13 protein-coding genes, 1 tRNA gene and 1 riboswitch are annotated in these 12,748 nt (G+C 30.9%); of the genes, 9 read left to right on the forward strand and 5 right to left on the reverse strand.

The annotated features are described in order from the left end of the window. Positions 1 to 259: ATP-binding cassette domain-containing protein (locus tag JG780_RS08285; RefSeq protein ID WP_353844459.1), on the reverse strand; the 259-nt coding region annotated here is incomplete at its 3' end. Beyond that, positions 229 to 1,362 carry an ABC transporter transmembrane domain-containing protein gene (locus tag JG780_RS08290; RefSeq protein WP_353844457.1) on the reverse strand — a complete coding sequence of 378 codons (1,134 nt, stop codon included), beginning with the start codon at positions 1,360 to 1,362 and terminating at the stop codon, positions 229 to 231. The genes JG780_RS08285 and JG780_RS08290, both read right to left, overlap by 31 nt. 634 nt (positions 1,363 to 1,996) lie before the next feature. Between JG780_RS08290 and JG780_RS08295 the strand changes: the two genes are divergently transcribed. After that, positions 1,997 to 3,574 carry a PHP domain-containing protein gene (locus JG780_RS08295; protein ID WP_287570062.1) on the forward strand — a complete coding sequence of 526 codons (1,578 nt, stop codon included), beginning with the start codon at positions 1,997 to 1,999 and terminating at the stop codon, positions 3,572 to 3,574. A gap of 1,260 nt (positions 3,575 to 4,834) precedes the next feature. Here the strand turns inward: JG780_RS08295 and JG780_RS08300 are convergent. Together JG780_RS08300 and JG780_RS08305 are read right to left on the reverse strand one after the other, a co-directional pair. Then, positions 4,835 to 5,680, reverse strand: a complete 846-nt coding sequence (locus tag JG780_RS08300) for an agmatine deiminase family protein (RefSeq protein ID WP_287570063.1) — start codon at positions 5,678 to 5,680, stop codon at positions 4,835 to 4,837. A gap of 2 nt (positions 5,681 to 5,682) precedes the next feature. Continuing rightward, complete coding sequence (locus JG780_RS08305) at positions 5,683 to 5,922, reverse strand: agmatine deiminase family protein (RefSeq protein WP_198429583.1); 240 nt, start codon at positions 5,920 to 5,922, stop codon at positions 5,683 to 5,685. Positions 5,923 to 6,123: 201 nt separating this feature from the next. Between JG780_RS08305 and JG780_RS08310 the strand changes: the two genes are divergently transcribed. After that, positions 6,124 to 7,284 (forward strand): putative DNA modification/repair radical SAM protein, encoded by a 1,161-nt coding sequence (locus JG780_RS08310; RefSeq protein ID WP_012579959.1) that lies wholly within the window; start codon positions 6,124 to 6,126, stop codon positions 7,282 to 7,284. Next, complete coding sequence (locus tag JG780_RS08315; protein ID WP_287570064.1) at positions 7,285 to 7,857, forward strand: DUF4130 domain-containing protein; 573 nt, start codon at positions 7,285 to 7,287, stop codon at positions 7,855 to 7,857. On the opposite strand, the gene JG780_RS08320 is transcribed toward JG780_RS08315, so the two are convergent. After that, positions 7,858 to 9,330, reverse strand: a complete 1,473-nt coding sequence (locus JG780_RS08320) for a GGDEF domain-containing protein (RefSeq protein WP_287570077.1) — start codon at positions 9,328 to 9,330, stop codon at positions 7,858 to 7,860. 133 nt (positions 9,331 to 9,463) lie between these two features. On the opposite strand from JG780_RS08320, the gene JG780_RS08325 reads away from it, so the two are divergent. The 6 genes from JG780_RS08325 to JG780_RS08350 all read left to right on the forward strand — a co-directional run. Further along, positions 9,464 to 9,540 (forward strand) — tRNA-Pro (locus JG780_RS08325). A gap of 34 nt (positions 9,541 to 9,574) precedes the next feature. Beyond that, positions 9,575 to 9,743: riboswitch (cobalamin riboswitch) on the forward strand. A 52-nt stretch (positions 9,744 to 9,795) separates the two neighbouring features. Further along, positions 9,796 to 10,179, forward strand: coding sequence for a GIY-YIG nuclease family protein (locus JG780_RS08330; RefSeq protein WP_287570066.1), 384 nt, complete (start codon positions 9,796 to 9,798; stop codon positions 10,177 to 10,179). Next, positions 10,176 to 11,117 (forward strand): nicotinate-nucleotide--dimethylbenzimidazole phosphoribosyltransferase, encoded by a 942-nt coding sequence (cobT, locus tag JG780_RS08335; RefSeq protein WP_287570068.1) that lies wholly within the window; start codon positions 10,176 to 10,178, stop codon positions 11,115 to 11,117. Before JG780_RS08330 ends, cobT begins: the two co-directional genes overlap by 4 nt. Then, positions 11,114 to 11,611: a bifunctional adenosylcobinamide kinase/adenosylcobinamide-phosphate guanylyltransferase gene (cobU, locus tag JG780_RS08340; protein WP_012579954.1), complete on the forward strand. Its 498-nt coding sequence runs from the start codon at positions 11,114 to 11,116 to the stop codon at positions 11,609 to 11,611. Before cobT ends, cobU begins: the two co-directional genes overlap by 4 nt. Next, complete coding sequence (gene cbiR, locus JG780_RS08345; RefSeq protein ID WP_114703031.1) at positions 11,608 to 12,219, forward strand: cobamide remodeling phosphodiesterase CbiR; 612 nt, start codon at positions 11,608 to 11,610, stop codon at positions 12,217 to 12,219. The genes cobU and cbiR overlap by 4 nt, the downstream gene beginning before the upstream one ends. After that, a partial coding sequence (locus tag JG780_RS08350; protein ID WP_287570070.1) for an adenosylcobinamide-GDP ribazoletransferase occupies positions 12,216 to 12,748 on the forward strand: 533 nt, incomplete at its 3' end. The genes cbiR and JG780_RS08350, both read left to right, overlap by 4 nt.

The raw sequence follows: 12,748 nt of genomic DNA on the forward strand, positions 1-12,748 counted from the left end.
AGAGATAATCCAAAAACTCCAGCAGCTTATCATCAAGAGATTTCTCTTCTCCAAGAAGTATGTTTTCTTTAACCGTTCCCTTGAATAAAATCGAATGTTGAGGAAGATAACCAATTCTGCTATAATACGAATTTATCTCGATTTTATTCAGTGGCATGTCGTTAACAAAAACATAGTCCTTTTCTATACCTAAAAGCCCTAGAATGATCTTTACTACCGTGCTCTTTCCTATTCCACTTTCTCCAAAAAGCCCAACAATTTCACCTTTTTGGGATGCAGTTTGAAGTTTTCAAGCAACAAAGTCCCACTTTTGTAAGAAAAACTTGGTATGTATATCTTCAGCGATTCGATTTTTCCATTCAAGTGTTGTTGCCCGGCAGTAATATCGCATCTTTTTGTAAACGGTGTTTCCAAAATTTCTGAAAGTCTTTTGGATACAACTTTTATCTCTTGGCGATGTATGTTGAAATCCCAGAAGTTTCTAGCAGAATAGTAAATGTAGTTTACCACCATCAATACCGCCACCAAACCACCAGCTTGCATAGTACCTATTTTCATTTGATAAACTCCTTCGATAATTGCTATGACATAGCCACTATTAAAGAGTATAGCAAGTGGTATGTTAAATAGAATAATTGACTTTACTCGTCTGATATCATTCTTTGTATACTCATCATTGAACTCCTTAAATTTTGTTATAGAAAATTTTTGTTTCAAAAACACCCTGAACATCTCCATACCTTGGATGTATTCCTTCAGCCTGCTCACAAACTCTGTCTGTGACTCAAGAGCTTTGTGTGTTAAAACTCTAATCTTAGGATTCACGTAGTGAGCCAATACGAAAAAAATCACCAAAAGAAGGATTGATACAACAATGGTCAAGGGATTTAAAAAGAGCCCAACAGTTAAGGCAAATGAAAACGTGGGTAAGTCTTTCATGAAAAACACTAAACTTGGATAGAAAAATTTTTGAATTCTTTCCGTATCTGAACTAATGTAGGTTAACAATCTACCTGTTTCTAATGAAGAAATCTGGTTGAAATTATTCTGAGCAACTTCAAATATAGTTTTCCTTAGTGATGAGGAAAAAAACCTCATTCTACTTTCAAAGATGTAATACGAAATATACATTAAAAATTCCTTCAATAGATTTACCATTAGAAGCAGTATTATTTGAATTTTGAACAGATTGCTCGAAATACTCTTAGTCAATATGGAGTTAATTATATTTCTCGAGAGCAACGGAATGGGAATTGTCATCCCTGTTGAACAAATAAGCAACAAAAAGGCAAAAGCCAGGTATAAAAAATGTTCTTTAAACAACTGCAATATCTGCTTTTTAGTGTATTTTTTCACATTCATATATCTCCTTTAAAATTCTTTTGGAATAAAACAAACTTATTGAAAATTTTTGTATTCAATTTATAATCAGTAGGCTACCACAAAACATTAAAAATACTTAATAAAAATATATTACAAATTAAACCGTTAGCCAGTGCATCAAAGTAATTTTTTTCCAGAAAATAAATCGACTGTTCTGTGTCCACCACAACATAAATATTTTATGGGGCAATCTAGACAAAGCTCTTGAACAATAGGCAATCCAAAAACTGTTTAAGATCGAAACTGATGAACCATTTCCTTTAGTTTTTCCTGTTCAGTAATGTGATAAATTTCAAATCTATACCTTATTAATTCACTGCAAGGATACAAATAACCATCTGGACCAAGAGACAATTGATTGTAAAGCACAGAACAGTTATATCTTTTAAGTTGACTAGCAATCTAAATTAATCTCCTCAGCAAAATAAATTTTAATTTTATTACAATTAAATAAACATTATATATTTCTTATTTTGTATTTTACTATATCTTATATTGTTTTCAATTTTTGTCTTTTCTGAAATCCTCTTTATAAGGGCATTCACAAAACAAAATTTTATGGAATCTTGACTAATTGAATTTTTTTAGGTATAAATATAAAGGGAGCTTAGAAATGAAAGTCATAGAGAGCTTGAACGATATTTTCAAGTATGGTGCGTTTTCTTTGCCGGCGGTGAATTATCTATCTTGTGAAGGAAATATTCAAAAAGATTGCAGGGAAATTCTCTGCATCTTGAAGCTTGCATGGAAAGGCAAATTCAAGGAAGCACTCGAGAAAATAGACAAAACTTTAAAAAACTACAAGTCTGAAACAGTAAAGTATATTCTTTTAGCGAACAAACTTGTGTTTTTAAAATATACAGGTCAACTAAATCTGGATTTGTACAGGTACTTGAAAAGAAAACTTCCTAAAATGTCAAAATCTATAAGAGATACTGTTATCGTTACTTTGATAAGTTTTGAAGCAGATAAAGTTAATTCTCTGCGAAAAGTACGGGTGTGGAAAAACGATTACAGAAAATCCACACTCTCATTTTTGTATCTTTCTCTGGCGAGAAGAGAGGCAAGTTCTGGAAGATTCTCTAAAGCTGTACATAATTACATACAAGCCTATAAACAGGCTAAAGAAATTCCTCATCCTACCTGTATTGTTTCCTCCTTGAACGATCTTGCATGGGATATTAAAGAAAAACATCCAAGGCTCGCCTACAAAATTTCTCAAGGAGCCGCTTTTTGGCTTGGATATTACCGTGAATCACCTGGTAATCTGTTCGGTGTAATAGATACCCTGTTCGTGACCGAAAAAATAATCAACGCTTTTTCCATTTACAAAACATCGAAGATCATAAAATCACTAGAAGTTCCAAAAAGATACGAGAAGCTTTTGAAAGAAGCTGAGAAATACATTCCAAAATTTGACGCGTCGATCTATGTAAACACAAAAAGTTTGAGAAAGTCCATAAGAGAGCTTATAGAACCGTACAGAAAAGAGAAGGTATCAACCGGAAGAATATCGGAGATAATAACCACGAAGGAGAAAAGGATCCGGGGCAACACGTTGAGAAAAATATTGGACGGAAAGAGAGTGGAAAGTTTAAAATTTCCCTACCCCTTGTACAACGAATATATAAAGATATTGATAAAAAAGCAATTTGAAGAGGCGCTGAAAAAATTAAAACAAATTCCTCTTTCTGAAAGAGAGCGATTTTTTATATGCACATACACAGCGCAGGTTGAAAGAACAAAGTTTTATCTGTCAAGAAAAGACAAATTTAAAGAAACCTACAAACTGCTTGGGGATATCGAGAAATTTGGGAAGCACATGGCAAGAAGATACGAAACGATGAATTTTGTGGTAGAAATGATAAAAGCGCACCCTTATGTGGAAGGGCGAAAAGCGGTAGTTAAGAAAGCAATAGATAAGATAGAGATAAAGAAATTAAGGAAAATCATTCAGAGATATATAGAACTTGACGAACCAGACAGAAAACTAATAGACAGCTTTTTGAGAAACTATGGCAGATATGATGGGATAGAGCTTGGGATAAGCTTGAAGGCACCAGAAGTGGTAAGAGAATTTGCGAAGAAATACCAACTAAAGATACAACCAACGATTTTAGCATTCTGGTGTGTGGATGATAAAAGAACAAGAGGAAGATTGGAGAGAGTTTTAAGAAAAATATCTGTTTGAAACATGAAAAAGTGAGAAGGCCATAATTAGTATGTTATTATAATGTTTTTGAGAAAAGGGAATGAAAATCGCATTGACTTTGCTAAGAAAATAAAGTTTTTCTCCAACAAAAGAAAGATTGTAGTAAGATAGTTAATGATATAGACCACAATGGAATTTACTGGCAACACGAGATGCTAGAATAAAGAAAAAAGATGTTTTGATCGATACTAACTTATTCGTCGAATCATTCGCTTCGAGGGAATTTGGAATTTTATCATAACCATTAGCACAATTAACATGATAATTCCGGATTTTTCACAGCAAAATATAGATGCGTTCTTGTCGAAGAACAGGCTAGAAGATCTTTACCCTATATTTCTTAAAGAGTTCCAATATGAATAAATTTTCACGGTGAGTGTAGGCATCAATCACCTCAAAGATAAAAATAGGATAACTGAAACTCAAGTCAAAAGACGTTTATCAGTACATCACATCTGCAAAGTACGATTTTATTGTTGTAAGTTTTGATAATGATTTCGATAAGCTCCAAATGAAAACATCCACAATTTGGAAATCATAAAGGAAAAGTGGCAAATGGAAAAGGTTTTGATATTTAAACTTGTTCAATTAATTAAACGCAGAGAAATTTAAATAATAACTAATAACTTTCGAAAAGGTAAAAGAGTGATAGAGTTCTATGTGACAATTGAAAAAGATAAATATGGTTTTTACTCAGGAAAAATTGTGAAAATCTCTGAATGCTATTTCCAAAGTAAAATCATCCAAAAATTAATAGATATAATATAAGTAAAAAAAGTATTGGAAAAGAACCTGTCGTTACTTTTTTAGAAGTCAGAAAATCGTTTTTGTGAGTTCAAAACTTTAAAATAGTAACTGGCATGAAGGTAAAAGAATAAAAACACTTGAGGATATAAAGAAAAATCTGAAAAAACAAATAAAGAATATCAAGCGAATTCAAGCAGAGATAATTGTTTCCTTCGGTTCTTAGTTCGAGAGGTTTCATACTACCAAATCTTTCCTTATCTCACAAAAAATCAGTTCAATACTTTTCTATAGCTTTTATAATACATATTCTTGTGTAGCCAAGCTTCCCAGTATCTTTAGCCTTTTAAAAATAAATAAAATTTGTTTAAAACTCAACTTCAACACAACTTTTATATTTTAAAATTTTGAAAAATATATTTTTTCATGACATAAAAAGTATACTCGGAAGGGTGATATGAGACTATAGGAAAAATCAAGTATTCTTTATATAGTTTAATTATGTTCTACCATTTTTGGTTGTTGAATTGTAACACAATGTATCATACCTCCATATTTATATAATTCTCTAACATCGATACCTACAACTTTTCTTTTAGGAAAAATATTTTCAAGTATTTTTAAAGCAACACTATCATTTGGATCATTATATACCGGTACTAAAACAACTTTATTTGCAATATAAAAATTTACATATGAACCTTTATACCTCAAGTTTTTTCCATTTTTCAAAGTCACATTATTTTTTGTAAGCGGCAAAAAAACAAAATCAAATCTCTTCCCATTGCTATTTTTCGCAGAATATAAAATTTCTATATCACTTTCTGAAAGTCCCCATTCTATTAAATCTTCTCTTTTCATCGTTATTATCTTATCCTTATAAACTTTTGCAAAACCATCAATGTGAAAATCAGTGATGTCAATTCCTTCAACTCCTTCTAAAATTACAAACTTACTTGCTCCAAGATACTTATTTAAATAAAACTTTAACTCTTCAACTGACAAATCCGGATTTCTATTTTTATTTAAAATAGCACTTTTGGTTAATAAACATGTACCATCATCTCCCAATTCCACAGCACCACCTTCAAGAACAATATCTTTAAGATTAATTACTTCCAAATTTAATAATTTTCCTATAAATTTTTTTAAGTTTTTATCTCTATTATATGGTACTTTCCCTCCCCAACCATTAAATCCAAAATTTAATACCACTAAATTTTTATTTTCATCGTATACAAAAAGAGGCCCAGTATCCCTTATCCACACATCATCTGTTTTATATACAAAAAACTTTACATTTTCCATATTTGCATTAGACTTTTCTAAAATCTTTGACACTCTTACTTTTCATTTTTATCGTATACAATAATGCATACTTTCTCTGAAAAACTTAAATGCTTTGCCATCTCAATCCATATTGGCTCAAGTTCATCTCTATACTTTTCTCCATATGTATGTTCATGAGGCCAAACAAGCCATGTAGCTTCATGTTTAAAATATTCTGCTGGAAATTTGTAAATCACTCCAGCGTAAGTTAATAAAAAATTGAAATACAAAAGGAATAACAAAATCTTTTTCATAAAAATCCCTCCCACAGTCATTTTTGACTATTTAACTCTAAGGGAAAAATACATAAAATTCAATTCTTATACAATTTTTATATATTTTTATATAAAAAAACAAAATTTTATATAACTTTATATCTCAAGATTATTCAAAATTTTGAAAAATTTATTTTTTCATGATATAATATATACAAACGTATACTTGGAGGGGTTGATATGACACTTGAGGAAAAACTAAGTATTCTTTCTGCTACAGCAAAATACGATGTTTCATGCTCTTTTGGAGAGAGAAAAAAAGATTTTGTGTATTACAGCGTAGCAAACGGCAGATATGTTCCTATATTAAAAATATTATTTTCAAATGCATGCATATACGATTGTGCGTATTGTATAAACCGAAAATCAAATAACATAAAACGTGCAAGTTTTACAGTAGATGAAGTTGTAAAACTAACTGTGGATTTTTACAAAAGAAATTACATAGAAGGTCTTTTTTTAAGTTCGGCCATAATAAAGGATTCAAACTATACTATGGAGCAATTGATAAAAGTTGCAAAGAAACTAAGAGAAGAAGAAAAATTCCCTGGCTACATTCACTTAAAAATAGTTCCAGGAGCAGATGAAAAGTTAGTTGAAAAGGCTGGAATGTACGCAGACAGGCTAAGCATAAATGTAGAATTTTTAAAAAAAGATGCATTTTCTATCCTTGCTCCTGAAAAAAAGCCAGAAGCAATACAAAAACCATTACAAACTTCTTCAATTAAATATCTTCAATACATCGAAGAAAAAAAGAAATACTCACATGTAAAGCCTTATTCTCCTTTGGGACAAACAACACAGATAATAGTTGGAGCGACTAACGAATCAGATAAAAAAATTATAGAGTTTTCAAGCAAACTCTATAAAATATATAAGCTTAAAAGGGTGTATTATTCTGGATATATAGCCATAAATAAAGATAAAAGGCTTCCACAAAGGAGCGAAAATTCTTTAAGAGAGCACAGATTGTACCAAACAGATTTTCTCATAAGATTCTACAATTACTCTATAGAAGAAATTTTTGATAACTGTGAAAATCTTGATTTAAATATCGATCCAAAATCTTTGTGGGCTCTAAAACATCCAGAATTCTTTCCAATAGATATATCAAGGGCAACATTTGATGAATTAATAAGGATCCCCGGAATTGGTCTTAAATCTGCCAAAAAAATAATCATGTTAAGAAAACACGGAATACTTAACTTTGACACTCTAAAAAAGACAGGAATTTCTCTAAAAAAAGCAAAAAACTTCATCACTATTAAAGGAAAAAATTTTAAAGATTCAAAGATTTACATGCCCTTATTTGAATTTTCTCAAAATGGGTGGGATTTGTAAATGATGGTATCATACGACGGGACTTTTAATGGACTTTTTAAACTCATTCAATTTTGCTATAAAAACAACATAATACCAGATTTTGTCTTAAAAAAAGAAAGGAAAATATCAATTCTTGTCGATCTTTCTGAAATTGAATTTACCAAAAAATTCATACACGACAGCTATATTTTTCTACCATTTCTTTCTGAAATAAAAAATATTGAATCGCTAATTATAAGATACGTTGTTACAAAAAATACCTTTTTAGAAAAAACTCTTAGAAAAATTTCTAAAGATGTATTGACTGAATTTGAAAAAATTAAAAGAAAGCTCTACTTTTTAGAACACAACGGAGTATTTATATCTTCATTTTCCTCTAACTCGAATATAATAGATCTTTTATTCTTATACTTTCTTGAAAGACTAAAAAATGAAAAATTCATTATATACGATGAAAAAAGAAAGATCGTTATTAGTTATAATAACCAAACAAGAAAAGTATTAAAAGAAAATAGAGTAAATCTTTTTGTACAAAACTACGATCCTACTCTGCATCTTTGGGATATATATCAAAAAAGCATTACCGCATAACTATTTTCCCCTTTTCATTTTATACATTAAATCATCTGCTTTTCTAATAGCGTTGTCTATATTATTATCTTCAATCTTTGAAATACCCCATGAAAATGTTGGTGAAAACTCAAAGGATTTTTTAAACTCTTCAAGAATTTTTTTCATTAAATCTTTTGCTATACTCTCATCTTTGTTTTTCAAAACAACTAAAAACTCATCTCCACCCATTCTAACAAGAAGATCTGAAGAGCTAATATATGACTTAATTATACTTGAAAGTTTTTGTAATACCTTATCTCCAACATCATGACCCAGTGTGTCATTGATTTGCTTAAATTTATTTAGATCAACAAAAACCAATACATCTCCTTTTTTCAAAAAGTTACTATTTAAAACTCCCCGGTTGTATGCACCAGTTAATTTGTCTATAATACTCTGTGCGTATAATATATTTACCTCTGTAGATTTTTCTTTATATTCAAAAAGAATGTTAAACACAAAACTTAAATATATAGCTATTACACCGTATGGAGAAAAAAACCTAGCCGGCACATTTAAAATCATAACTAGAGCATCGTGAGATACAGTTATTGCAAAAAATGATGAAAAAACCATATCAAGAGGTATATACGCTCTAAAAGTTATATATACTAAATACAAAGAATCAATTATTAAAAGAGGCGATGCATATGTTGAAACTAACTTTAGTTGATAATCGGAAAATGTTAACAAACCAGAAACTCCCGCAGCAAGATTTAAAATTGACACAACTTTTGCAATTTTACTAACCTTTGAGAAATTATAAAACTCAAATCCAACTATTATCAATAAAAGCGAAAAATATGCAGATGATACAAATATTTTCCTTAATGGAAACCAAAAACTTTCAAATGACAACAAATCAAAAAGCCAGACCGTTGCAAAAATACTCGAGAGTCCAAAATAAACGTATGCATTTTTCCGCAAAAAATTTGTGTTTTTCGAAAGCATTAAAAGCAGTATACCAAGAGTTAACACAAGACCTATCGATATATTTATTAAATTATCCGTTAAAAATCTTAAAAAGACATATTTTTTCCTTTCGCCTTCTTTTATTAAATAAAAACTATCAAGCCCTATTGAATAAACTCCGCTAATTTCAACTTCCAAGCTATTTATCTTATCTGGAATCTCAAACAACATCGGCACAAACCAAGAATGCGCATTTCTATCGTTAAATCCATATTTTCCAATTAATTTCCCTGAAGAATAGACTTTAATATATGAACAATCAACATATGGGAAATATACATAACTATATCCATTTGGAATTTGAAATTTCAAATGGAATGTCCTTCTTGAATTTAGAGTTGAAGAAATCGGAAGAGAAATTCCATTCTCCGCCTTTACTATTTTTACTCCTTTAGGATATGATAAATAATAAAAGGATATGGGAAAAAATGCAAATATGATAAAAGCTATCAAAAAGTATTTTAGATAAAATCTAAACATCAAAAAAACGCCTCCCACGTTTTATTTTAACACAAAAAAGCAGGATTTTTATCAAAATTCAACTTTTTACAAACTTAAAAAAGACTGATATAGTTTGACATAAAAAGAAAGATAGAATATAATTTTAGTGTATCGGGGTGTAGCGCAGTTGGCTAGCGCGCTTGCATGGGGCGCAAGAGGTCGCTGGTTCAAGTCCAGTCACCCCGACCAAAAGGCCGGGCTAACCGGCCTTTTATAGTATATAATATAGAAAACCATCATAGGTTAAGGGAACACCGGTGAAAGGCCGGGGCTGCCCAGCAACCGTAACCGGGGACGAAATCCACAGGATGCCACTGGGAGTATTTCCTGGGAAGGCGTGGAGAGTAGGTTGATCCGGGAGCCGGGAGACCTGCCTATGATGAAAGTCACTTCCCGAATGCTAGGGCATTTCGGGGAAATTTTTGTTTTTATTAAGGTGAAAATATGAAAGGATGCTACTTACTATTAATTGAATTGCCAATAGATACCAAAATAAAAAAATGGAATCTAAAAAAAGGTACTTACGTATATGTAGGCTCTGCTATGAACAATATTGAAAAAAGAGTATCTAGGCACCTGTCCAAAAATAAAAAGTTGCACTGGCATATTGACTATCTTCTCGATAAATCAAACGTAAAATCAGTTATAATGCTTTCTTCAAAAACAAAATGTGAGGAAAAGATTTCACTCTACATGTCTCAATTTTTTACAGGTCCAAAAGGGTTTGGCAGTTCAGATTTAAAAGTACAGACCAATCTATATTATATAGATAATTTCGATAATTTTTCAAAAATACTTTCAAACATACTCAAGGGGGAATTAAAATGAACGAGGCAGGATATCTTGAAGAACTTGCTAGTAAACTTTTTAAAATAAAAAAGCAAATTCCATTGCCAATGTTCAAGGACAAAAGAGTTTATGTATTTGCAGCAGATCATGGAGTAGTACAAAACGGAGTTTCTGCGTATCCTAAAAACGTGACCTATCAAATGGTTTTAAATTATTTTAAAGGTGGTGCAGGTATAAACGTCTTTGCAAGACATATGGGGCTTAAATTTTTTGTAGTAGATAGTGGCGTAGATTATGATTTTGAAGATAATCCTTCATTGATAAAAATGAAAGTAGGATATGGCACAAAAGATTTTTCAATGGGGCCTGCAATGACAAGAGAAGAAGCAATTACATGTATTGAATATGGAATGAAAGTTGCAAAAAAAGCTATAAGCCAAGGAGCAGATTTACTTGTAATAGGTGACAAAGGCATTGGAAATACAACAACAGCAACCGCAATATTTGCTGCATTTGGTTTTGATGTGGATAAAATAACCGATATTGGAACACCTATTCCTCCTTCTTCTGTAATAAAGAAAAGAAATATTGTAAAGAAAGCTTTGAAAATAAATAGGCCAAATCCAAATGATCCAATTGATGTTCTCTCTAAGGTTGGTGGATACTGCATAGGTCAAATGGCAGGTTTCATCTTAGAAGCTTTTAAAAATAAAGTCCCCGTGGTTATAGACGGATTTCCAACAACCGCCGGATTTTACCTAGCGTATAAGATAAATGAAAGAGTTTTAGATTACGCCTTTTTCGGACATTTATCAAAAGTAAAAGGGCATAAAGTCATTTTGGATAGCCTAGGTGTAAGGCCTATCTTAGATCTTGATATGAGGCTTGGTGAAGGAACAGGTGCGGCATTATCCGTTTATTTAATAGAAGCCGCTATAAAATACTTTAACTTTAAAAATGAAAAGGTGAGATCATGATAACCCTTATAACAGGAGGCGTAAAATCTGGAAAAAGTAGTTTTGCTTTAAAGTTATCAGAAAACTTTAAAAAAAAGGCATTTATTGCAACTGGTGTTGCTTTTGATGAAGAGATGAAAAAAAGAATAGAAAAACATAAACAAGAAAGAATAGGTTTTGACACTTTTGAAGAACCAATAGAGGTCTATAAAATCATTGAAAGTCTAAATCAAAAATATGAAGTTGCAATACTTGACTGTCTCACAACCTATCTTGGAAATCTATATTATTATGAAAAAGATATAGAATATTATACAAAAAAACTTATTGATTCACTAAAAAGAGTTAATTACAACTTAATTATTGTCACAAACGAAGTAGGATGGGGAATAATACCAGAAAATAAACTTTCAAGAAAATATGTAGACAACTTGGGACTGCTCAACAAAAAAGTTGCTTCACTTTCAGATAATGTTTATTTAATGGTATCGGGGATAGGGGTGAAAATAAAATGAAAATAGGAGCCACTTCTTGGCTTATTCCAGGAGGTTATCTTGAAAATGTTAAATTAGTTGCAGAGATAGTCGATTTTGTAGAACTTCTTGTTTTTTCATTTGACATGGAAACAAGACATATGCTAAAAAATGAACTTCCAGAACTTTATAAAATCTCAAAAAAATACGGACTAGAATACACCGTACACCTTCCAACAGACTGTATAAACAACGTCGAAGATGCATTTAATTTTTTTGAAGAAAGTAATTTACCAATATTAAACTATGTTGCCCACCCAATAGATTGTATAGAACCTTTATTGAAAAAATCAGACAAAATTTCCGTGGAAAATCTAAAAAAAGACATTTTAATACACAATAGAACGGTATTTGATATAGGTCATCACATCTTAGGTATGAAAGTAACAAAAGAATTTTTCGAAAATACCGTAGAATTTCATTTAATGGGGGTAAAAGGAGATCAAGATCATCTAAAACTAGACAAAGAAACACTTTTGCTTTCAAAAGAATACATGAAATTAATGCCAAATCTTAAATATATATGTTTTGAAGTCTTCGATCTAAACGACTTTTTAGATTCCTACAACCTCTGGAGGGAAAATTTATGATAAAAAATTTTCTTCTTTCACTTTCCTTTATCTCAAGACTGCCATTAAATATTAATGTAAATGACTTTGATAGAAGAGTTAAAAAACTTCCAAGTTTTTTTCCACTCGTAGGTTACATAGTTGGTAGCATATATTATCTTGGAGCTTTATCAAATAACCTAGCACTTAAAGTATTCTTCCTTGTCTTAGCCTTTTATTTTTTTGACCTTTTCCATTTCGATGGATTTTTAGACACACTTGATGGTTTTTTAAACCAATCAACCAAAGAAAAAAGATTAGAAATCATGAGCAAAGGAGATGTGGGTCCTTTTGCTGTTTTCTTTGGAACGCTATTTGTAGTAGTTTTCTGGAATCTTTATCTAAACGCAAATCCATTTTACTTCTTTATATCTTCAACATTTGGAAGATATTCTATGGTCCTTTTAATGGCATTTTCAAAGCCTGCAAAAAAAGAAGGTCTTGGTGCATTATTTTTTCCTTTTGAAAAAAAGAATTTATTAATTTCAACAATCTTTACATTTTTCCTTAT

This window comes from Thermosipho sp. (in: thermotogales), from assembly GCF_020054775.1.
Taxonomy (GTDB): Bacteria; Thermotogota; Thermotogae; order Thermotogales; family Fervidobacteriaceae; genus Thermosipho; species Thermosipho africanus.

Excerpts from the sequence above, each read along its gene's own strand:
- cobU (WP_012579954.1), top strand. The coding sequence starts at position 11,114 with ATGATAACCCTTATAACAGGAGGCGTAAAATCTGGAAAAAGTAGTTTT.
- cobT (WP_287570068.1), top strand. The coding sequence starts at position 10,176 with ATGAACGAGGCAGGATATCTTGAAGAACTTGCTAGTAAACTTTTTAAA.
- JG780_RS08290 (WP_353844457.1), bottom strand. The coding sequence starts at position 1,362 with ATGAATGTGAAAAAATACACTAAAAAGCAGATATTGCAGTTGTTTAAA.
- JG780_RS08320 (WP_287570077.1), bottom strand. The coding sequence starts at position 9,330 with ATGTTTAGATTTTATCTAAAATACTTTTTGATAGCTTTTATCATATTT.
- JG780_RS08330 (WP_287570066.1), top strand. The coding sequence starts at position 9,796 with ATGAAAGGATGCTACTTACTATTAATTGAATTGCCAATAGATACCAAA.
- JG780_RS08295 (WP_287570062.1), top strand. The coding sequence starts at position 1,997 with ATGAAAGTCATAGAGAGCTTGAACGATATTTTCAAGTATGGTGCGTTT.
- cbiR (WP_114703031.1), top strand. The coding sequence starts at position 11,608 with ATGAAAATAGGAGCCACTTCTTGGCTTATTCCAGGAGGTTATCTTGAA.
- JG780_RS08315 (WP_287570064.1), top strand. The coding sequence starts at position 7,285 with ATGATGGTATCATACGACGGGACTTTTAATGGACTTTTTAAACTCATT.
- JG780_RS08305 (WP_198429583.1), bottom strand. The coding sequence starts at position 5,922 with ATGAAAAAGATTTTGTTATTCCTTTTGTATTTCAATTTTTTATTAACT.
- JG780_RS08310 (WP_012579959.1), top strand. The coding sequence starts at position 6,124 with ATGACACTTGAGGAAAAACTAAGTATTCTTTCTGCTACAGCAAAATAC.